Origin of the sequence: Microbacterium sediminicola, from assembly GCF_039531125.1 — a bacterium.
GTDB classification, from domain to species: Bacteria; Actinomycetota; Actinomycetes; order Actinomycetales; family Microbacteriaceae; genus Microbacterium; species Microbacterium sediminicola.
In genome coordinates this window covers 891,454-910,930 of the sequence record NZ_BAAAPL010000001.1, presented here as the reverse complement: position 1 = coordinate 910,930, position 19,477 = coordinate 891,454, and the positions used below count along the sequence as shown (strand labels likewise).

The following is a 19,477-nucleotide window of genomic DNA, read 5'->3' as shown; positions in this document are numbered from 1 at the left end:
GCCGGCCGACCACGCTCAGAGCCCGGCGGCGGCGCGCAGGTCAACCGCGCGATCGGTGCGCTCCCAGGTGAAGTCGGGGAGTTCGCGACCAAAGTGTCCGTAGGCGGCGGTCTGCGCGTAGATCGGACGCAGCAGGTCGAGATCATCGATGATCGCCTGCGGTCGCAGGTCGAAGACGCTGCGGATCGCCCCGACGATCTTCTCGTCCGACACATGGCCGGTGCCGAATGTCTCGACGTACAGTCCCACCGGGGTGGCGCGTCCGATCGCGTAGGCGACCTGCACCTCGAGTCTGTCTGCAAGGCCTGCGGCCACCGCATTCTTCGCGACCCAGCGCATCGCGTACGCCGCGGACCGGTCGACCTTTGACGGGTCCTTGCCGCTGAACGCTCCCCCGCCGTGCCGTGCCGCGCCGCCATAGGTATCGATGATGATCTTGCGTCCGGTGAGGCCGGCATCGCCCTTCGGACCGCCGGTGACAAAGGGACCTGCGGGATTGATGAAGTACTTCACGTTCGAGACATCCAACCCGGTGGTGGACAGGACAGGATCGATCACTTCCGCCTGCACGGCCGCGCGGAGCGCGGTCTGCGAGATGTCGGGATGATGCTGGGTCGAGAGGACGACCGCCTCGACCGTCTTCGGCACGCTGCCCTCATAACCCAGCGTGACCTGCGTCTTGCCGTCGGGACGCAGGAACGGCAGGTGGGCTTCACGACGCGCCTCGGTGAGTCGCTCCGCGATGCGGTGTGCCGTCCAGATCGCCATCGGCATGAGCTGGGGCGTCTCGTTCGTCGCGTAGCCGAACATGATGCCCTGATCCCCCGCGCCGAGCGCGTCATCGGGGTCGGAGGAACCGTCCTCACGGTGTTCGAGGGCTGAGTCGACGCCGTGGGCGATGTCGCCGGACTGCTCGCCGATCGAAACGCTGACGCCGCAGGAGTCCCCGTCGAAACCGGTGTCGCTGGACGTGTAGCCGATCCTGTTGACGACCCCGCGCACGATACCGGGGATGTCCACGTAACCGTCGGTGCGTACCTCGCCGGCGACATGCACGAGACCGGTGGTGACGAGCGTCTCCACCGCGACACGGCTGTGCGGGTCGACCGTCAGCAGGGCGTCGAGGATGCTGTCCGAGATCTGATCGCAGATCTTGTCGGGATGTCCCTCGGTGACCGATTCGGAGGTGAACAGCCGGAGTGCGGTCATGTGAGGCTCCCGTCGTGATGGTCGTCGCAGAGTATGCCGGTGGCCGCCGACAGCGGCGGTCACCGGCCGGTGATCACTCGGCGGCGCGCAGGCGCAGCTTGTCCTCGTGGATCTCGTGCAGCGCGATGGTGAGAGGCTTGTCCTCGACGGTCGAGTCCACGAGCGGGCCGACGTTGTCGAAGAGGTTTCCCTCGTGAAGGTCGGAGTAGTAGTCATTGATCTGGCGCGCGCGCTTGGCGGCGTAGATGACGAGCTGGTACTTCGAGTCGACCTTCTCGAGCAGGCTGTCGATGGGGGGCTCGATAATGCCCTGGTTGTTCCCGGCCATGGAGGACCTCCTTGGTGGCTGGCGGAGAGTGAGAGTCGCAGCGCCGAGGCGCGTGCGTGACGGGGTGAGCCCGTAGCCGTCCATTTTACGGGACGAATGGCGCCCGTGCCGTCACCCGTGCCAGAGCGCGACGCATCTCGTCATCTGTGGTCGCCGCGGAGCACCTCGACGACGGCGCGCGCGGCCTCCGCGACATCGGCGTTGACGATGAGGTAGTCGAACTCGTCCTGCGCGCGGAGCTCGGTCCGAGCGGTGCGCAACCGACGCGCGCGCTCCTCGTCGTCCTCGGTCCCCCGTCCCACCAACCGGTTGACGAGTTCAGCCCAGCTCGGCGGCGCGAGGAAGATCAGCGCGGCATCCGGTTGCGCCGCGCGCACCTGGCGGGCGCCCTGGAGGTCGATTTCAAGAAGGACGGCTTCGCCGCGATCGAGCGCTGCCTGGATGGGGCCGCGCGGCGTCCCATAGCGGTAGCGGTTGTGCACCAGAGCCCACTCCAGCAGTTCGCCGTCGGCAATGAGGCGGTCGAACTCGGCGTCGTCGACGAAGTAGTAGTGCTCACCGTCGACCTCGCCAGGCCTCGGCGGGCGCGTCGTGGCCGAGATCGACAGATGTATTTCGGGATTGTTCTGGCGGATATAGGTGGCGACAGTGCCCTTCCCCACGGCAGTCGGACCTGCCAGGACGAGCAGCCGCGACCGGTTGCCACGCGGCGTCGGCTCCGGCCAGTGTGCATCGAGGTAGCCCGCGAGCACCGCACGCTGGCGCGAACCGAGCCCGCCCAGTCGCTTGACCGGCGAGATCCCGAGTTCAGCCAGAATGCGATCACGCTTGGTCGTGCCGACGGCAGGGATGGCGGTGAGAAACTCCGTGACGCGCATCGCACCGGCAGCGGATTCGGGATCCGCAAGCGCACGTCGAAGGAGTCCCTGCGGTGTGAGCACGCGGGTCGCCACATCCATTTTCAGACCAGCGCGCTCACGGCGCGCCGCGACCGCGCGCTCCGATGCGGCCTGTCGATCGACCTCGGGCGGACGAGACTCAGGCACCCAGCGCCTCCCGGTACAGGGCGGTGCGCTCATCGATCCGATCAGCGATGGCGGCCGGACCGGCAGCCAGGATGCTGCGACTCTCGCTGGCGATCACCGCGCTACTGACATAGCCGAACAGGGTGCGAAGGTCGCGAGGCTCCGCACCTTGGGCCCCGAACCCGGGGGCAAGGAGGGGTGTCCCGGCGAGGACGACGTCGGACAAGCCACACGCCCGGCGTTCGACGGTCGCGCCCACGACGAGCCCGAGTGAACCCAGCGGTCCCGGCATCCCGACATTGCGGGCGCCGATCTCTCGAGCGATGCGCGCCGCCACCGACTCATCGTCACCGGAGCCCGGGTCGACGGTGAGCGCCGTCTGTACGGCGAGAGCCTCGGGGTTGCTCGTCGCCGCGAGGACGAACACGCCCTTGTCGGCGCGAAGCGCGGTGTTCATCGTGGTGTGGAGCGAGTCCGGCCCGAGGTACGGGCTGAGCGTGACGGCATCCGCTTCCAAGGGCGAGCCCGGCTCGAGCCAGGCGGCGGCGTACCCGTCCATCGTCGATCCGATGTCCCCGCGCTTCGCGTCCGCGATGACGAGGAGGCCCGCCGCGCGTGCGGCGGCCATGACCTCCTCCAGGGCAGCGAAGCCGGCCGATCCGAAGCGCTCGAAGAAGGCGACCTGCGGCTTGACGACGGCCACGCGATCGACCGCGGCCTCCACGACCCGAAGCCCGAACTCACGCACGCCCGCGGATGACTCGTCCAGACCCCATGACCGGAGCAGTCCACCGTGCGGATCGATCCCGACACACAGTGGACCGCGCTCGGCCAGTCCGGCGGCAAGTCGCTCCCCGAATGTCGTCATGCGTGCTCCGCCCGGTCGCGTGCGTAGTCTTGCAGGCTCTTGACGTCGAAGCCGGTTCGCAGCACCGGAATCGCGCTCACGGCTGCCCCGAGAACAGCCATCGTGGTGACCAGAGCCTTGTCGGCGGCGACCGCTGCCGCACGGATCTCATAGCCATCGGCACGAGCCGTCCCACCCCCGGGGGTGTTCACGATCATGTCGATCTCCCCCGCATTGATCAGGTCGACGATGTTCGTCTCCCCCGTCTCCTGCGTGAGCGAGTACTTCTGCACGACCTCGACCGCGATGCCGTTGCGGGCGAGGATCTCGGCGGTGCCCTCCGTCGCCGTGAGGGTGAAGCCGAGCTCGGCCAAGCGGTGAGCGGGCAGGATCACGGCCCGCTTGTCCGAGTCGGCGACCGAGATGAACACCGTGCCGGTCTGGGGAAGGCCGCCGTACGCCGCGGACTGGCTCTTGGCGAACGCGGTCGGGAAGTCGCGGTCGATCCCCATGACCTCACCCGTCGACCGCATTTCGGGGCCGAGCACCGAATCCACAATGTGACCCTCGGCGGTGCGGAACCGCTTGAACGGCAGCACCGCCTCCTTCACCGCGACAGGAGCGTCCAGCGGCACGCGCGAACCGTCTGTGGCGGGGAGAAGCGCCTCCGCCTTCAGCGCGGCGATCGAGTCTCCTGCCATGATGCGGCTGGCCGCCTTGGCCAGCGGGATGCCGAGGGCCTTGGATACGAAGGGCACCGTACGGCTGGCGCGGGGGTTGGCCTCGATGACGTAGAGCACACCGGCGCTGATCGCGAACTGTACGTTCAGCAGGCCCCGCACGCCGACACCGCTCGCAATCGCGAGGGTCGCCTCGCGCACGCGGTCGATGTCGGCGCGGCCGAGCGAGACCGGCGGAAGCGTGCAGCTCGAATCACCGGAGTGGATGCCGGCCTCTTCGAGGTGCTCCATCACTCCGCCGATGTACAGCTCATCACCGTCGAACAAGGCGTCGACATCGATCTCGATGGCATCGTCGAGGAACCGGTCGACCAGCAACGGCATACCCGGACCGATGATCGCCTGGTCGGCGACCCGCACGAAGTAGTCGCGCAGGCTCGCGGTGTCGTAGACGATCTCCATGCCGCGCCCGCCCAGCACGAAGCTCGGACGCACCAGGACGGGGTAGCCGATGTCCTCGGCGACCACGACCGCACCCTCGACATCCGTCGCAGTGCCGTGCCGTGGGGCGACGAGGCCGGCCTCCGAGAGGATGCCGCTAAACAGCGCGCGCTCCTCGGCAAGGTCGATCGCGGCGGGGCTCGTGCCGAGGATCGTGTAGCCGGCGGCCTCGATGCCCTTGGCGAGCCCCAGCGGCGTCTGACCGCCGAGCTGGCACACGACGCCGAGGATCGTGCCCGAGCGCGATTCGGCGTGCAGCACCTCGAGGACGTCTTCCAGCGTGAGCGGTTCGAAGTAGAGGCGATCGGACGTGTCGTAGTCGGTGGACACGGTCTCGGGGTTGCAGTTGACCATGACGGTCTCGTAGCCGGCATCCGAGAGTGCGAACGACGCATGGACACACGAGTAGTCGAATTCGACGCCCTGGCCGATGCGGTTCGGGCCGGAACCGATGATGACGACCTTGGTGCGTTCCGAAGGCGTGACCTCGGTCTCGGTGTCGTAGCTCGAGTAGTGGTACGGAGTCAGTGCCGGGAATTCCCCCGCGCACGTGTCCACGGTCTTGTAGACCGGGCGAAGGTCGAGCCCATGCCGGATGCCCCGCACCTCGGCCTCGGTCAGTGCGCGCAGCTGCGCGATCTGGGCATCGCTGAATCCGTGGTCCTTGGCCACGCGCAGCACCTCGAACGTGAGTTCGGAGGCATCGGCGATGAACTGGGCCACTTCGTTGATCAGCACGATCTGGTCGACGAACCACGGGTCGATGGCCGTGGCGTCGAAGACCTGCTCGGGCGTAGCTCCGGCACGGAGAGCCTGCTGCACGACCACGATCCGGCCATCCGTGGGGACCTTGGCGATCTCGAGCAGTTCGTCGACGGAACGCGGCTCGGTCCCCCAGTGGAAACTCGAACCTCGCTTCTCGAGCGAGCGGAGCGCCTTCTGCAGGGCCGTGCTGAAGTTCCGGCCGATCGCCATCGCCTCGCCGACCGACTTCATGGTCGTGGTGAGCGTCACGTCGGCCGCGGGGAACTTCTCGAAGTTGAAGCGCGGCACCTTCACGACGATGTAGTCGAGCGTCGGCTCGAAGCTTGCGGGCGTCACCTGCGTGATGTCGTTGGGGATCTCGTCCAGGCGGTAGCCGATGGCGAGCTTGGCCGCGATCTTGGCGATCGGGAAGCCGGTGGCCTTCGAGGCCAGCGCCGAGGACCGCGAGACACGAGGGTTCATTTCGATGACGATGATGCGCCCGTTGTCGGGGTTCACCGCGAACTGGATGTTGCAGCCGCCGGTGTCCACGCCGACGGCGCGGATGATATCGATGCCGATGTCGCGCAGGCGCTGGTATTCGCGGTCCGTGAGCGTGAGCGAGGGCGCAACGGTGATCGAATCGCCGGTGTGGACACCCACGGGATCGACGTTCTCGATGGAGCAGACGACGACCGTGTTGTCGGCCGTGTCGCGCATCAGCTCGAGCTCATATTCCTTCCAGCCGAGGATCGACTCCTCGAGGAGGACCTCGTTCGTCGGCGAGTCGTGGAGGCCCGCGCCGCCGATGCGCCGCAGGTCCGCCTCGTCGAAGGCGAAGCCGGAGCCGAGTCCGCCCATCGTGAAGGAGGGGCGCACGACGAGGGGGTAGCCGAGCTTGTCCGCCCCGGCGAGAAGCTCCTCCATCGAGTGACAGATGACGGAGTCGGCGACATCGGCGCCGGCCTCGATCACGAGTTCCTTGAAGATCTGGCGGTCTTCGCCCTTGCGGATGGCGTCGACCTTCGCGCCGATGAGCTCGACCCCGTACTTGTCCAGGATCCCGCGGTCGTGCAGCGCCATGGCGGCGTTGAGGGCCGTCTGCCCACCGAGGGTCGGCAGGATCGCGTCCGGCTCTTCCTTCTGGATGATCGTCTCGATCACCTCGGGGGTGATCGGCTCGATGTAGGTCGCGTCCGCGAAGTCGGGATCGGTCATGATCGTCGCGGGATTGGAATTGACGAGAATGACGCGCACCCCCTCTTCGCGCAGCACACGGCAGGCCTGTGTGCCCGAGTAGTCGAACTCGCATGCCTGACCGATCACGATCGGGCCCGACCCGATCACCAGGACACTGCGGATGTCGTCGCGCTTAGGCATTGCTGTCTTTCTTGCTCAGGTTCGAGGCCACCATGTCGCGGAAGCGGTCGAAGAGGTAGTTGGCGTCGTGGGGACCGGCGGCGGCTTCTGGGTGGTACTGCACCGAGAAGGCCGGGATGTCGAGTGCCCGCAGCCCCTCCACGACGTTGTCGTTGAGGCCGATGTGGCTGACCTCGACGGGTCCGAAGCCCTGCGGACTTTCGAAGGGCCCATCGAGCGGAGCGTCGACGGCGAAGCCGTGGTTGTGGGCGGTGATCTCCACACGCCCGGTCTGCTTGTCGAGCACGGGCTGGTTGATGCCGCGATGCCCGAAGGGGAGCTTGTAGGTTCCGAGGCCGAGAGCACGCCCCAGCAACTGGTTGCCGAAGCAGATGCCGAAGAACGGCAGCTTCTCGGCCAGGACCGCGCGCAGGAGCTCCACGTGGGCCTCGGAGGCCGCGGGGTCGCCCGGCCCGTTCGAATAGAAGACGGCAACCGGATCCAGGGCGAGGAGCGCATCGATCGTCGTGTCCTGCGGAAGGACGTGCACATCGAAGCCTCGCGCGGCCAGGTTGTCGACCGTTGCCTGCTTCACGCCGAGGTCGAGCACGGCGAGCGTGCCCAGCCGCTCGCCGGTGGCCGGGGTGACCTCCACCGCGGCGACAGACACCGACGCGGAGAGGTTCTGACCCGCCATCTGCGGTGCCTCGGTCACCAGCCGCAACTGCTCCTCCGCAGCGAGATCGACCGCCGCACCGGAGAAGACACCGCCGCGCAGGGAACCGGCCGAGCGGATGTGGCGGGTGACCGCGCGTGTGTCGATTCCGCTGATGCCGACGATCCCGTCGCGCTCGAGGGACGTCGCAAGCGACTCGTCCGCCCGCCAGTTGGACACGATCCGGGACGGGTCGCGCACGACATAGCCCGCGACCCAGATGCGACGCGACTCGGGGTCTTCGGCGTTCATGCCGGTGTTGCCGATGTGGGGCGCGGTCTGGAGAACGATCTGCCCGGCGTAGGACGGGTCGGTCAGGGTCTCCTGGTAGCCGGTCATGCCGGTCGCGAACACGACTTCGCCGAGAGTGACCCCTCGGGCGCCGTAGGCGTAGCCGGGAAAGCGTGAGCCGTCTTCGAGGACGAGGACAGCGGGTTCTGTGGAGAACGAATTCATGCGGTGGTTCCTGTCGGGAGGGCGGCGCGGAGGGCTTCGGCCAGCTCGCGTGCGGAGATGTCTCGGGGGCGGAGGTAGGTGTCGACGTCGGTCGCGGCGTCCAGGTGCCACCGCACGCGCACGAGTCCATCCTTCTCCACGACCCGGTCGATGGCGACGGTCGACTGTGCGATCGAGTCGAGCCGTTCGCGCCGGAGGGAAATGCGCGGTGTCGCGGCCAGATCGAACACCACGCCGGCGGTGGTGATGGTCGCCGTTCCCGTCGCGCGGAACCGTAGCCCCGCGATCGTGAGGCGCTCGAGGGGCTCGTCGACGCGCGTGGTCGCGACGTGCAGGATGTCGAATCGGCCAAGGACCGCGGCGTCTGCCGGCAGATCGTCGGTCGGGGCCTGCATCCGCGCGTCTCGTCGGACACGCCGCCACCAGCCCCACGCGATGAGGGCAAGGACGATGGCTGCCACGGCCATCATGATCAGCGCGGCGCCTTCACGGCTCATGCGAGCACCCCCGGGTGGTCGAGGAGAGCGCCCTCGGCGACCGTCGGGACGCCGCGGAAGATCGTCCAGCGGACTTCACCCGGCAGCTCGCGTCCGAGGTAGGGCGAATTGACGCTCCGCCCCTGCAGGTCGTCGGACGTGAAGGGGCGCCCGGGCGAGGGATCGTACAGGGTGAGGGATGCGGTGGCCCCAATCGTGAGGGTGCCGAGTCCCGGCAAACGGCCGATCTGTGCCGGGGTGGCGGACATGGTGCGGGCAACGTCCGACCACGACATCATCCCCGTCTCCACCATGGTCTGGTGCACGATGCGAAGCGCGCTCTCGAGGCCCACCATGCCGTTGGCGGCCGCCTGCCACTCACACGCCTTCGCTTCGGCGGGGTGCGGCGCGTGGTCAGTCGCAACGATGTCGATGGTGCCGTCGGCCAGGCCTTCGCGGACGGCGTGGACGTCCTCGGCGGTGCGCAGCGGTGGGTTGACCTTGTAGCGCGGGTCGTACCCGCGGACCAGATCGTCGGTCAGCAACAGGTGGTGAGGGGTGACCTCGGCGGTCACGTTGATGCCACGGCTCTTGGCCCAGCGGATGATCTCGACCGAGCCGGCGGTCGAGAGATGGCAGACGTGCAGACGTGAGCCGACGTGCTCGGCGAGTAGCACGTCGCGCGCGATGATCGATTCCTCGGCGACGGCGGGCCAACCCGCGAGGCCGAGCTCGGCAGACACGGCGCCCTCGTTCATCTGGGCGCCCTCGGTGAGTCGGGGATCCTGCGCGTGCTGTGCGATGACGCCGTCGAAGGACTTCACGTACTCGAGAGCGCGGCGCATGATCACCGGGTCCCATACACAGAACCCGTCGTCGCTGAACACGCGCACCTGCGCGCGGGACGTCGCCATGGCACCGAGCTCGGCCAGACGCTCCCCCTTCTGCCCGATCGTGACGGCGCCGATCGGCTGCACGGTCACGTAACCGGCAGACTCTCCCAGTGCCAGTTCCTGCTCGACGACGCCCGCGGTGTCGGCCACCGGCGAGGTGTTCGGCATGGCGAACACCGTGGTGTAGCCACCGGCCGCCGCGGCACCGGACCCGGTGAGGATCGTCTCGGAGGCCTCATAGCCGGGCTCACGCAGATGCGTGTGCAAATCGACCAGCCCCGGGAGCGCGATCAGACCGTCGGCGTCGACAACTCGCGCACCGGCGCGAGTGAGCCCCGCGCCCATGTCGACGATCGCCCCGTCGTCCACGAGCAGATCTGTCGTCGTTCCGTCCGCGAGCGTCGCGCTGCGGAGCAGGAGGACGTCGGTCATCGCTGTTCCTCCTTCGTCGTGTCGGTGTGTCCGGCCAAGAGCAGGTACAGCGCCGCCATGCGCACCGAGACCCCATTGGACACTTGTTCGAGTACCGTCGCCTGCGCCGAATCGGCTGCGGCAGCGGAGATCTCCAGGCCGCGGTTCATCGGCCCCGGGTGCATGACAATGCTATCCGCGCCCAGTGCCGCCAGCCGCTGCGCATCCAGGCCCCAGCGCCGTGCGTATTCGCGCTCGCTCGGGAAGTAGGCCGCGTTCATCCGCTCCAGCTGGATGCGCAGCATCATGAGGACGTCGGGTCCCTGTGCGATGGCATCGTCGAGGTCGTACACGACGCGGGCCGGCCAGCGCGAGACATCCTGCGGTACGAGAGTGGGCGGTGCGACCAGGGTCACGTCGGCTCCGAGGGTCGACAGCAGCCAGAGGTTCGAGCGCGCGACGCGCGAGTGGAGGATGTCCCCCACGATCGCCACGCGCAGGCCCGCGAGATCCCGTCCTCGGCTGTCGACGCCGTATGCGCGCTTGCGGATCGTGAAGGCATCCAGCAGCGCCTGGGTGGGGTGCTCGTGGGTGCCGTCGCCCGCGTTGATCACGCCCGCACTGATCCAACCACTCGTGGCGAGCGTGTGCGGGGCGCCCGAGGCCGGATGACGGATGACGACGGCATCCGCGCCCATGGCTTGCAGCGTCTGGGCGGTGTCCTGCAGCGACTCGCCCTTGGAGACGCTGGATCCCTTCGCGGCGAAGTTGATGACATCCGCCGACAGGCGTTTGGCAGCCGCCTCGAAGGAGATTCTGGTGCGCGTCGAGTCCTCGAAGAAGAGGTTGACCACCGTCTTCCCGCGCAGCGTCGGAAGCTTCTTCACCTCGCGCTGCTGCGTTGCCGCCATGTCTTCAGCGGTGTCGAGGATGAGCAGAGCGTCTGCCTTCGAGAGGTGCGCGGTACCGAGCAGATTCCTCATGACTCGATCGCCACCTCGTCGACGCCGTCCATCTCCCTCAGGCGCACGGTCACGTGCTCGGTGCGGGCGCTCGGCAGGTTCTTTCCGATGAAGTCGGGACGGATGGGGAGTTCGCGGTGGCCACGATCAACGAGGATCGCCAGGCGTACCGCGTCCGGACGGCCGATGTCCTTGATCGCGTCCAGCGCGGCACCGATCGTTCGGCCGGAGAAGAGCACGTCGTCGATGAGCACAACCGTTGCGCCCTCGAGGCCGGACGCGGGGATCGACGTCGGCTGCGGAGCGCGCGTGGGCTGGCGGTGCAGATCGTCACGGTACATCGTGACGTCGAGGGCGCCGACTTCGACGTCGGTGCCGGAGAACTCCCGGAGCAGAGCGGCGAGGCGATGGGCGAGAGTCACACCGCGGGTCGGGATTCCCAGAAGGACGAGTCCGTCCGCGCCACGGTTGGATTCGAGGATCTCGTGGGCGATACGCGTCAAAGCGCGCGCGACGTCGGCTTCGTTCAGCACGGTTCTCGTGCTCATCCGCCGCTCCCTTCTCCGCCTCACAGGACGGTGTTAAAGGTTGCTGTGCTCGCCACAGTCTACGCGGATCAGGACCCTGCCGGCACGCTCTCGGGTAGCTGCGGCGCGTCCGCCGCGCCACGCGCGCGGATCGGATGGCCCTGACTGGTCAGACACCGCCCGGAGGCGAGATCCCACTTCCAGTCATGCAGCGAGCAGGTGAGAACACCGTCCTCGATCTTGCCGGTCTTCGTGAGATCTGCTCGCAGATGTGGGCAGCGACGCTGCACGACCCAGTCCCCGATCTCGGCATCCTCGGTCTGATCGGTCTGCTCCGCGTACCAGTTCTCGACGTACTCGATGCGGTCGCGCGAGAGGCACTTGAGAAATGTCGTGAGGAACTCGTTGAACTTGCCGCTACGGCCCACGTCGAACTGCATCGACAGGAAGATCGAGTTCGACCAGTCGATCTCATGGTCACGGATGTTCGTCGAGACGAGGTCCGCGGGGATCGTGTACCAGTAGATGCACTCCTCCCCCGCGTACTCCCGCACCTTCGCCTTGGCGAAGTCGACGACCATGTCCAGCTCCCCGATGCGGAAGCGCACGTTGCCTCCGACACCGTTGCGGATCGTGCGGGCCCGGCGCAGCAGTGGCTCCCACCACTCCTTGATCGCGGCGAGCATCTCCTGCGGCGGAAGAATCGCGGCACGCGACCCTTCTTCTGCGCGGACTTCGTCCTGCCGGCTGTCCCGCTGCTCGGCGAGGTAGGCCCACTTGTCGTCGAAGACCCGGTCGATCTCGGCATCCGAGTAGAGCGTCTGCGTGACGCGTACCTCGCCGTGATTCAGGTCGAGGACCGTCCCCGGCAGAAACTCGTACCCCTTCTGCTCGGGACGCACGTCCTTCATGTGCGCGAGGAACTGGCGCTGGTCCGTGAAGATCGAATCGTCCTCGAGGCCGTAGCCGTTGTAACGGAAGAGATCCTCGCGCAGGAACATCGGTGGGCCCGCCATCGGGAACACGTGCTCGGCGTCGACCTTCTCGATGTAGTACAGCGCGCGCTTGTTCTGGGCGTCGCGCTTGAGTCGGGCGAAATTCTGCTTCGCGTCCTGAGGGAGGTCATACACCATAGGCCACCAGATGGCGCCGGATACCTGCGTGAAGTACGCATCGGGCTTCGAGAAGGTGAGGATCTTCTCCAGATCGAGCGGGTGAGAATCGTTCTGGTTGAGGATGCTCGCGGTGCCGTCGTCGACCGACAGTGACGAGTCGCCGATCGGTCCGTCGCTGGGTGCCCGCAATGGCGTGACCATGATCGTGAGCGGGCCGAACTGGATGGGCACACCTGCTTCGGTGTGGATGATGTTGTCGTATCCCGCGGCGCGCAGGTCGACCTCGAGATCATCCGTCGGATACTCCGGGAGGAGGACCTTGATGTCCTTGGGGACGACACGCTCCATGAGCGCGGGATCGAAATGGTCGCGGTGGCGGTGGGAGATGTAAAGGAAGTCCGCCCTGCCGAATCGCTCCCAATCAAGTCCCCGGTTGTCGGGAAATGGGAACCAGGAGCCGAAGAAGGTAGGACCGACGACCGGGTCGCACAGGATGCTTCCGCCTGCGGTCTCAATGAACATTCCCGCGTGTCCGAGGCCTGTGATGCGCATGCCCGTCCTTCCGTCCGTCACAGTGATGCTACGCGAACGACCCGGCCGCGATCCGGACGGATCGCCGTGACAAAGGGGCCGATGAGAAGCGTGAAGCCGGTCAGTCGCCGCGTGCGATGCGCGCGAGCACGCCGTGCACGAAGGGCGCCGACTCGTCGGTCGAATACTCCTTCGCGAGCTCGACGGCCTCATCAATCGCGACCGCGGCGGGGATGTCGTCGTTGTAGACGATCTCCCATGTCCCGATCCGCAGGAGGGCGCGGTCGACGGCAGGCATGCGGGCGAGCGACCAGTCTTTCGCGGTGTCGACGATCCGCGCATCGATGGCGTCGCGATTGTCGATCACGCCATCGATGATCTCTCGGGCGTAGAGCCAAGAGGCCTCGCGTGCGGGCTCGGTCGCAGCGCGCTGCGCCTCTGCGGCGAGCACAAGCGAGAGCTCCTCCCCCCGGACATCGGACTGGAAGAGCATGTCAAGCGCGCGCTTGCGCGCCTTCGTGCGGGCACTCATGAAACGAGGACCGCCTGGTCAGTTGACGCGGCCGAGGTAGTCACCGGAGCGCGTGTCGACCTTGACCTTCGTTCCGGTCTCGAGGAACAGCGGCACCTGGATCTCATAGCCCGTCTCGACCGTCGCGGGCTTCGTGCCCGCGGAGGACCGGTCACCCTGCAGACCGGGCTCCGTGTAGGTGATTTCCAGCACAACGGATGCGGGCATCTCGAGGTACAGCGGCGTCCCGTTGTTCATCGCGATCGTGACCTGCTGGTTCTCGAGCAGGAAGTGCTTCGCATCGCCGACGGTGGCCGCCGGCACGTTGATCTGGTCGTAGTCGCTCATGTCCATGAACACGAAGCTGTCGCCGTCGTTGTACAGGTACGTGTAGTCGCGACGATCGACGTTTTCGATCTCGACCTTGGCGCCGGCGTTGAACGTCTTGTCGACGACCTTCGCGGTGAGGATGTTCTTGAGCTTGGTGCGCACGAACGCGCCACCCTTGCCGGGCTTGACGTGCTGGAATTCCACGACGCTCCAGAGCTGTCCGTCGATGTTGAGGACGACGCCGTTCTTGATGTCTGCAGTCGATGCCATGAGTGTGTGAGTGTCCGTTCGTCTGGGCGGAGTCCGTGCGACCCGACCGCCTATTCTAGCCGCGACCCGCTCGATCGCCGTCAGAGGCTTTCGGCCGGGGATTCGATCAGGTCGATGAGCTCGTCCGTGGCGCGCACGTAGCCCGCCACGCCCTCCCCGACGACATGCACCGCGGCGACATCGCGCACGTACGAGTGGTGGCGGAACGGCTCCCGCGACAGGACGTCTGAGATGTGAACCTCAGCAACGGGCAGAGCAACACCCGATAGCGCGTCGCGCAACGCCACAGAGGTGTGGGTCAGCCCACCAGGGTTGATCACGATCCCCGCGCAGTCCTCGCGGGCAGCGTGGATCGCATCGATGAGCACGCCCTCGTGATTGGACTGCAGAGAGCGCACCTCGAAGTCACGATCAGCGGCGGCGCGGGCGACGAGGGTTTCCACATCGGAGAGGGTCTGGCTACCGTAGATCGCCGGCTCCCGTGTGCCGAGCAGGTTGAGATTGGGGCCGTTGAGCAGCAGCAGGCGGCGCGCGGTGCTCATGCCCCCACCTCCTGGTACGCGGCGAAGAGCAACGACTCGTCGGGTGCCTGCAGAACCGTCGGTCGCGCGATGTCGTCGAGGACGATGAAGCGCAGCATGCTGCCGCGGGCTTTCTTGTCGCGCTGCATCGTCGCCAGCAGCTGCGACCAGGCGCCGGCGCGGTAGGTCGTCGGCAGCCCGAGGGACGTGAGGATGTCCCGGTGGCGATCCACCGCCTCGTCGGAGAGTCGACCTGCCAGACGCGACAACTCCGCGGCGTAGACCATCCCGATCGAGATCGCTGCCCCGTGGCGCCACTGGTATCGCTCCGCGTGCTCGATCGCGTGCCCGAGCGTGTGCCCGTAGTTCAGGATTTCGCGCAGGCCCGCCTCGCGGAGGTCCTCGCCGACGACGTGCGCCTTCATTCCGATCGCCAGCTCGATGCACCGGCGGAAGGGTGCCGATGACGGATCGACCGCCATGTCCGGGTCCGCCTCGATGAGCTCCAAGATCTCGGGGTGCCAGATGAACCCGGCTTTCACGACCTCGGCGAATCCGGCCACCCGTTCGTTGCGTGAAAGCGTCTCGAGCAGCTCCAGATCGCACAGCACGGCCGCCGGCGGCCAGAACGCGCCGACCAGGTTCTTCCCCTCAGCGGTGTTGATGCCGGTCTTGCCGCCCACGGCGGCATCGACCATGCCGAGCACGGTCGTGGGCACCTGCACGACAGCGACGCCGCGCAGCCAGGTCGCAGCAACGAAGCCCGCCAGATCGGTGACCGCTCCGCCACCGAACCCGACAACGGCATCGGTGCGGGTGAAGTTGGCTTGCCCCATCACCTGCCAGCAGAACGCAGCGACCTCGACGCGCTTACCCTGCTCGGCATCCGGTACCTCGGCGAGAAGCACCTGCCTGTCAGCGGAGATCACTGCGCGCAGGGCTTCGGCCTCGGCGGCGAGGGTCGGAGGATGCACGATCAGCACGCGCTCCGCGGATGGCGGGAGCACGTCTCCCAGCTGAGAGCGGATCCCGCGGCCGATCATGATGTCGTACGGATTGTCACCCGCGACGGTGATCGTCGTTGCGGTCATGCGGTCTCCTCCTGCGCGTGCACCCAGTGCACGATCTCATCGACGGTGTGCTGCAGCGGCCCGTCCGAGGTGTCCAGCCGAAGCGAGGCGACCCTTTCGTAGACGGGACGCCGCTCTGCGAAGATGCGTGACCACTCGGCCAGTGCATCATCCCCGCGGAGCAGCGGACGTGTGGAACCCTGCACGCGCGTGGCGACCACGCGTGGCGCGACGGTCAGCAGGACGACGTCGCATCGTTCCAGGTCCGCCTGCGTGTCGGCATCCAGCACCGCCCCGCCACCCAGAGACACGACACGCGGCGCAGAGAGGGCATCGCGCACGGCGTCGCGTTCGTAGCCGCGGAACACGTCCTCGCCCTGATCGGCGAAGATCTGCTCGATCGGCCCGTGCACGCGCTGGACGCTCGCGTCGGTGTCGACGAATTCGACCCCGAGCCGCCGGGCCACCCGACGTCCCACGCTCGTCTTGCCCGCACCCATGGGGCCGACCAGCACGAGGGGTCTAGAGACCGGCATCGTCGCCCAGGAGAGAGCCGTCGCTCATGGCGGTCGAACGCAACGTTTCCGGGATCGCTGCGAGGTAGCTCTCAAGATTCCGACGGGTCTCCCCGATGCTGTCGCCACCGAACTTCTCGAGCACCGTCTCTGCCAGGACGATCGCCGTCATGGCCTCTGCGACGACGCCCGCGGCCGGAACAGCACAGACATCCGAACGCTGGTGATGCGCCGAGGCGGTCTCACCCGTGGCGACGTCCACGGTTCGCAGCGCATGCGGAACGGTCGCGATCGGTTTCATTGCGGCCCGCACGCGCAGGACGGTACCCGTCGACATGCCGCCTTCGGTTCCTCCCGCGCGGTCGCTGGCACGGGTGATCCCGGCGGCGGTGGCAAAGAGCTCGTCGTGGGCGCGCGACCCGCGACGCCGCGATGTTTCGAAGCCGTCGCCGACCTCGACGCCCTTGATGGCCTGGATGCTCATAAGTGCCTGCGCAAGCTTGCCGTCGAGGCGACGGTCCCACTGCACGTGGCTTCCGAGTCCCGGCGGGAGTCCGTAGGCGAGCACCTCGACGATGCCGCCGAGCGTATCGCCCTCCTTGCGGGCGGCATCCACCTCGGCCACCATCAGCGCGGAGGTGGCCGCATCGAAGCAGCGCAGCGGATCAACGTCCAGCGCCGCGACGTCATCGGGTGTCGGAAGGGCAGCGTCGGCGGGTGCCTGCACGGGTCCGATCGAGAGGGTGTGGGACACCAGACGGATACCGAGTTCGCCGAGGAACGACCGAGCGATCGCCCCGAGGGCGACGCGGGCGGCCGTCTCGCGCGCGCTGGCACGCTCGAGGATCGGCCGTGAGCTGTCGAAGTCGTACTTCTGCATCCCGACCAGGTCGGCATGGCCGGGGCGAGGGCGCGTGAGCGCGGCACTCCGACCGCGTGAGCGCTCCGTCACCTCCACGGGATCGGCGCTCATCACTTCCGACCACTTGGGCCACTCGGTGTTGCCGATCCGCAGCGCGATCGGGCTGCCGAGTGTCAGCCCGTGAACGACGCCGGTCGAGATCGTGAGCTCGTCCTCTTCGAACTTCATCCGTGAGCCACGGCCGTAGCCGAGCTTTCGGCGGGCCAGGTCAGCCTGGATGGCCGGACGGGAGACGGGGACGCCGGAGGGCAGGCCCTCCATGACGGCGACGAGTTCGGGGCCGTGTGATTCGCCGGCCGTGAGCACGCGGAGCATTCGTCTATCCTCCCACGAGCGCGCGGCGCATCGCGGCGAGAACGACCTCTTCCCGGTCGAGAGGCTCGTCGGCCGTGCCCGCCGCGAAGATCCGGACCTGCAGCAGGGCCTGGTGCAGGAGCATCCCCTCCCCCGTGATCACCGGTGCGCCGGCACGATCCCATGCCTCGGAGATTCGCGTCGGACCGCGACCGTAGACCACATCCAGAAGCGGTCCACCGGGCTCCGCAATGATGTCGGCAACATCCGGAGGGATCCGGGCCCCTCCGGGCAGCGTCGCAATGGTGAGATCCACGGGCGAGTACGCGGGCGTCTCGAACAACAGCGGCATGACGCTGACACCGAGGCTGTCTCCCAGGTCCTGCAGCGCAGCGACCGCGGGCGGACGGCGGGCGACGACCTCAACGTAGGAAGCCCCGAGTTCGGCGGCCGCGACGAGCGCCGATGTCGCGGTGGCACCGGCGCCGATGATGCGGACATCCGCCACCGAGGTGATGCCGTTCTCCGCAAGAGAGGCCGTGATGCCGCCGACATCGGTGTTGAACCCCCGCGTCCCGGCATCCTCGAGCAGCAGCGTGTTGACGGCGCCGGTCAGCTCGGCGCGCCGATCGCGCCACGTCGCGGCGCCGAAGGCGGAGGGCTTGAGCGGTGCGGTCACGGACAGTCCGCGGAAAGTCGAGTCCAGGGATGCCAGTACGCGGGCGAACTCGCGCTCGCCCACCTCTCGCCGCTCGTAGGACCAGTCCACCCCCAGCACCTCGTACGCGGCGAGGTGGAGCTGTGGCGAGAGACTGTGGGCGATCGGGTCGCCCCAGACCTCGAGGGCCCGACGATCGGTCACGTCAGCAGCCCGAGTCCGGGTTCGCCGCGCACCACTGCTGCCACTGCTCGACGGCGGCGAGATGGTCGTCGTAGGTCGTCGTGAAGACGGTCTCGCCGGTGTCGAGGTTGACCGTGACGAAGTACAGCCACGGTCCATCCGCCGGATGCATCGCCGCGTCGATCGCCAGATCGCCGGGGTTGGCGATCGGGGTGGCGGGGAGTCCGTCGATGACGTAGGTGTTCCACGGGTTGTCGTCCGAGAGCGCGGCGCCCGAGGTGCTCACTGTGCCGTCGTGCATCTCTCCGTAGCCGTACTGTGCCGTCGAGTCCATCTGGAGCTTCATGCCGATGTCGAGCCGGTTGTAGATCACGCGCGAGACGTTGTAGAAGTCCTGCTCGAACCGCGCCTCACGCTGGATGATCGAGGCGATCGTGAGGATGCGCTCGCGATCGTCGACAGGGACCCCGGCGGCATCCAGTGACTCGACGGCCCTCGACACCATTCGGGCGATGATGTCGGTAGCGGCAACGCCGGCGTCGAAGGTGTAGGTCGCGGGGAACAACCAGCCCTCGAGAGTCGTCGCCGATACCCCGTACACGGCGGGATCGGCGACGGCCGCCTGGAAGTCGGCGAGCGGAATGCCGAGATCCGTGGAAAGGATCTCAATCGTCTGATCGACTGTCAGACCCTCGCGCACGAGCGCGGTGTTCTCCATCTTGTTGGCGGGGTCCTCGAGCGCGGCGAGAGCGGCTGCGGAGGTCATCTGCAACTGCAAGCGATACACACCGGGGAAGAAATCGGGGCTCTGCTCGGTCTCGATCAGATAGTCGTAGAACGCCTCCGGCGTCTTGGTGACCCCAGCAGCGGCAAGGCTCACAGAGATGGACTCTCCCGTGTCCCCCTCGACGATCGTGACGTAGGCCTCGCCCGTGGCCATCCCGTCCTCGTAGTCCTTCGGCTCTTCCCAGCCCATGACCTCGCGGATCTTGTCCTCGTAGGTGCTCCACGCCCACCAGCCCGCGCCGGCAGCCCCACCCACCAGAGCAAGGATGATGATCAGCGCGATGATCGGCCCCTTGCGCGAGCGCTTCTTCCGCTTCGTGGACGGTGTCATGCCGATGTCATTCGTGGTGCGCTCGCCAGAGAACAGGTCATCGAGAGAGGATGAGCCCCCCGGCGATCCCGCACCGTCGTGCGTGCGTGTCGTGGTCGTGTCGCGCGCGGATGCGGGAGCCTGAGCCGAAGCCAGGAAACCCTCGAACGACGCGTCCGGGGTTGCCGGGCGGCCGGCCTCGGCGGGCGGGGCCGGGGGCGCGGGCTCCTGGCGCGCCTCACGCGCGGCGCGGCGAGATCCGGGAACGGGCGACTGCTGTGCCCCGTCAGCGGCGGGGGTGTCGCTCGGCGACGGCTCGTCGGACATG

19 protein-coding genes are annotated in these 19,477 nt (G+C 67.5%); all 19 read right to left on the bottom strand.

Annotated elements, in window-relative coordinates; all coding sequences use genetic code 11:
• Positions 1-15 precede the first annotated feature (15 nt).
• The 19 genes from metK to mltG all read right to left on the bottom strand — a co-directional run bounded on the left by metK (position 16) and on the right by mltG (position 19,476).
• On the bottom strand, positions 16-1,209 hold the full coding sequence (gene metK / locus ABD206_RS04210) for a methionine adenosyltransferase (RefSeq protein ID WP_344069704.1): 1,194 nt from the start codon (positions 1,207-1,209) through the stop codon (positions 16-18).
• 73 nt (positions 1,210-1,282) lie between these two features.
• On the bottom strand, positions 1,283-1,537 hold the full coding sequence (rpoZ, locus tag ABD206_RS04205; protein WP_344069701.1) for a DNA-directed RNA polymerase subunit omega: 255 nt from the start codon (positions 1,535-1,537) through the stop codon (positions 1,283-1,285).
• Positions 1,538-1,677: 140 nt separating this feature from the next.
• Positions 1,678-2,583, bottom strand: a complete 906-nt coding sequence (gene gmk / locus ABD206_RS04200) for a guanylate kinase (protein WP_344069699.1) — start codon at positions 2,581-2,583, stop codon at positions 1,678-1,680.
• A complete protein-coding gene (gene pyrF / locus ABD206_RS04195; RefSeq protein WP_344069696.1) occupies positions 2,576-3,430 on the bottom strand; it encodes an orotidine-5'-phosphate decarboxylase in 855 nt (284 codons plus the stop codon). The genes gmk and pyrF overlap by 8 nt, the downstream gene beginning before the upstream one ends.
• Positions 3,427-6,714, bottom strand: coding sequence for a carbamoyl-phosphate synthase large subunit (gene carB / locus ABD206_RS04190; RefSeq protein ID WP_344069692.1), 3,288 nt, complete (start codon positions 6,712-6,714; stop codon positions 3,427-3,429). The genes pyrF and carB overlap by 4 nt, the downstream gene beginning before the upstream one ends.
• Complete coding sequence (carA, locus tag ABD206_RS04185; protein ID WP_344069689.1) at positions 6,707-7,864, bottom strand: glutamine-hydrolyzing carbamoyl-phosphate synthase small subunit; 1,158 nt, start codon at positions 7,862-7,864, stop codon at positions 6,707-6,709. Before carA ends, carB begins: the two co-directional genes overlap by 8 nt.
• Positions 7,861-8,361: a PH-like domain-containing protein gene (locus ABD206_RS04180; protein WP_344069687.1), complete on the bottom strand. Its 501-nt coding sequence runs from the start codon at positions 8,359-8,361 to the stop codon at positions 7,861-7,863. Before ABD206_RS04180 ends, carA begins: the two co-directional genes overlap by 4 nt.
• Positions 8,358-9,665 (bottom strand): dihydroorotase, encoded by a 1,308-nt coding sequence (locus ABD206_RS04175; RefSeq protein ID WP_344069684.1) that lies wholly within the window; start codon positions 9,663-9,665, stop codon positions 8,358-8,360. Before ABD206_RS04175 ends, ABD206_RS04180 begins: the two co-directional genes overlap by 4 nt.
• Positions 9,662-10,627 carry an aspartate carbamoyltransferase catalytic subunit gene (locus ABD206_RS04170; protein ID WP_344069680.1) on the bottom strand — a complete coding sequence of 322 codons (966 nt, stop codon included), beginning with the start codon at positions 10,625-10,627 and terminating at the stop codon, positions 9,662-9,664. Before ABD206_RS04170 ends, ABD206_RS04175 begins: the two co-directional genes overlap by 4 nt.
• Positions 10,624-11,154, bottom strand: a complete 531-nt coding sequence (gene pyrR / locus ABD206_RS04165) for a bifunctional pyr operon transcriptional regulator/uracil phosphoribosyltransferase PyrR (RefSeq protein ID WP_344069677.1) — start codon at positions 11,152-11,154, stop codon at positions 10,624-10,626. Before pyrR ends, ABD206_RS04170 begins: the two co-directional genes overlap by 4 nt.
• Before the next feature lie 68 nt (positions 11,155-11,222).
• Complete coding sequence (locus ABD206_RS04160; protein ID WP_344069674.1) at positions 11,223-12,800, bottom strand: Rieske 2Fe-2S domain-containing protein; 1,578 nt, start codon at positions 12,798-12,800, stop codon at positions 11,223-11,225.
• A 100-nt stretch (positions 12,801-12,900) separates the two neighbouring features.
• Positions 12,901-13,311, bottom strand: coding sequence for a transcription antitermination factor NusB (gene nusB, locus ABD206_RS04155; RefSeq protein WP_344069671.1), 411 nt, complete (start codon positions 13,309-13,311; stop codon positions 12,901-12,903).
• A gap of 18 nt (positions 13,312-13,329) precedes the next feature.
• Positions 13,330-13,890, bottom strand: coding sequence for an elongation factor P (gene efp, locus ABD206_RS04150; RefSeq protein WP_344069668.1), 561 nt, complete (start codon positions 13,888-13,890; stop codon positions 13,330-13,332).
• An 80-nt stretch (positions 13,891-13,970) separates the two neighbouring features.
• Entirely contained in the window at positions 13,971-14,432 is a 462-nt protein-coding gene (aroQ, locus tag ABD206_RS04145) for a type II 3-dehydroquinate dehydratase (protein WP_344069665.1), read from the bottom strand.
• Positions 14,429-15,502: a 3-dehydroquinate synthase gene (aroB, locus tag ABD206_RS04140; protein ID WP_344069662.1), complete on the bottom strand. Its 1,074-nt coding sequence runs from the start codon at positions 15,500-15,502 to the stop codon at positions 14,429-14,431. The genes aroQ and aroB overlap by 4 nt, the downstream gene beginning before the upstream one ends.
• Positions 15,499-16,017 (bottom strand): shikimate kinase, encoded by a 519-nt coding sequence (locus ABD206_RS04135; RefSeq protein WP_344069660.1) that lies wholly within the window; start codon positions 16,015-16,017, stop codon positions 15,499-15,501. Before ABD206_RS04135 ends, aroB begins: the two co-directional genes overlap by 4 nt.
• Entirely contained in the window at positions 16,004-17,233 is a 1,230-nt protein-coding gene (gene aroC, locus ABD206_RS04130; RefSeq protein WP_344069657.1) for a chorismate synthase, read from the bottom strand. The genes ABD206_RS04135 and aroC overlap by 14 nt, the downstream gene beginning before the upstream one ends.
• A gap of 4 nt (positions 17,234-17,237) precedes the next feature.
• Positions 17,238-18,074, bottom strand: a complete 837-nt coding sequence (locus ABD206_RS04125) for a shikimate dehydrogenase (RefSeq protein WP_344069654.1) — start codon at positions 18,072-18,074, stop codon at positions 17,238-17,240.
• 1 nt (position 18,075) lies between these two features.
• A complete protein-coding gene (gene mltG, locus ABD206_RS04120; protein ID WP_344069651.1) occupies positions 18,076-19,476 on the bottom strand; it encodes an endolytic transglycosylase MltG in 1,401 nt (466 codons plus the stop codon).
• Between the last annotated feature and the right edge of the window lies 1 nt (position 19,477).

Bases quoted from the DNA above. Each gene is read 5' to 3' on its own strand.
- metK (WP_344069704.1), bottom strand. From the start codon at position 1,209: ATGACCGCACTCCGGCTGTTCACCTCCGAATCGGTCACCGAGGGACAT.
- rpoZ (WP_344069701.1), bottom strand. From the start codon at position 1,537: ATGGCCGGGAACAACCAGGGCATTATCGAGCCCCCCATCGACAGCCTG.
- pyrF (WP_344069696.1), bottom strand. From the start codon at position 3,430: ATGACGACATTCGGGGAGCGACTTGCCGCCGGACTGGCCGAGCGCGGT.
- carB (WP_344069692.1), bottom strand. From the start codon at position 6,714: ATGCCTAAGCGCGACGACATCCGCAGTGTCCTGGTGATCGGGTCGGGC.
- carA (WP_344069689.1), bottom strand. From the start codon at position 7,864: ATGAATTCGTTCTCCACAGAACCCGCTGTCCTCGTCCTCGAAGACGGC.
- ABD206_RS04180 (WP_344069687.1), bottom strand. From the start codon at position 8,361: ATGAGCCGTGAAGGCGCCGCGCTGATCATGATGGCCGTGGCAGCCATC.
- ABD206_RS04175 (WP_344069684.1), bottom strand. From the start codon at position 9,665: ATGACCGACGTCCTCCTGCTCCGCAGCGCGACGCTCGCGGACGGAACG.
- ABD206_RS04170 (WP_344069680.1), bottom strand. From the start codon at position 10,627: ATGAGGAATCTGCTCGGTACCGCGCACCTCTCGAAGGCAGACGCTCTG.
- pyrR (WP_344069677.1), bottom strand. From the start codon at position 11,154: ATGAGCACGAGAACCGTGCTGAACGAAGCCGACGTCGCGCGCGCTTTG.
- ABD206_RS04160 (WP_344069674.1), bottom strand. From the start codon at position 12,800: ATGCGCATCACAGGCCTCGGACACGCGGGAATGTTCATTGAGACCGCA.
- nusB (WP_344069671.1), bottom strand. From the start codon at position 13,311: ATGAGTGCCCGCACGAAGGCGCGCAAGCGCGCGCTTGACATGCTCTTC.
- efp (WP_344069668.1), bottom strand. From the start codon at position 13,890: ATGGCATCGACTGCAGACATCAAGAACGGCGTCGTCCTCAACATCGAC.
- aroQ (WP_344069665.1), bottom strand. From the start codon at position 14,432: ATGAGCACCGCGCGCCGCCTGCTGCTGCTCAACGGCCCCAATCTCAAC.
- aroB (WP_344069662.1), bottom strand. From the start codon at position 15,502: ATGACCGCAACGACGATCACCGTCGCGGGTGACAATCCGTACGACATC.
- ABD206_RS04135 (WP_344069660.1), bottom strand. From the start codon at position 16,017: ATGCCGGTCTCTAGACCCCTCGTGCTGGTCGGCCCCATGGGTGCGGGC.
- aroC (WP_344069657.1), bottom strand. From the start codon at position 17,233: ATGCTCCGCGTGCTCACGGCCGGCGAATCACACGGCCCCGAACTCGTC.
- mltG (WP_344069651.1), bottom strand. From the start codon at position 19,476: ATGTCCGACGAGCCGTCGCCGAGCGACACCCCCGCCGCTGACGGGGCA.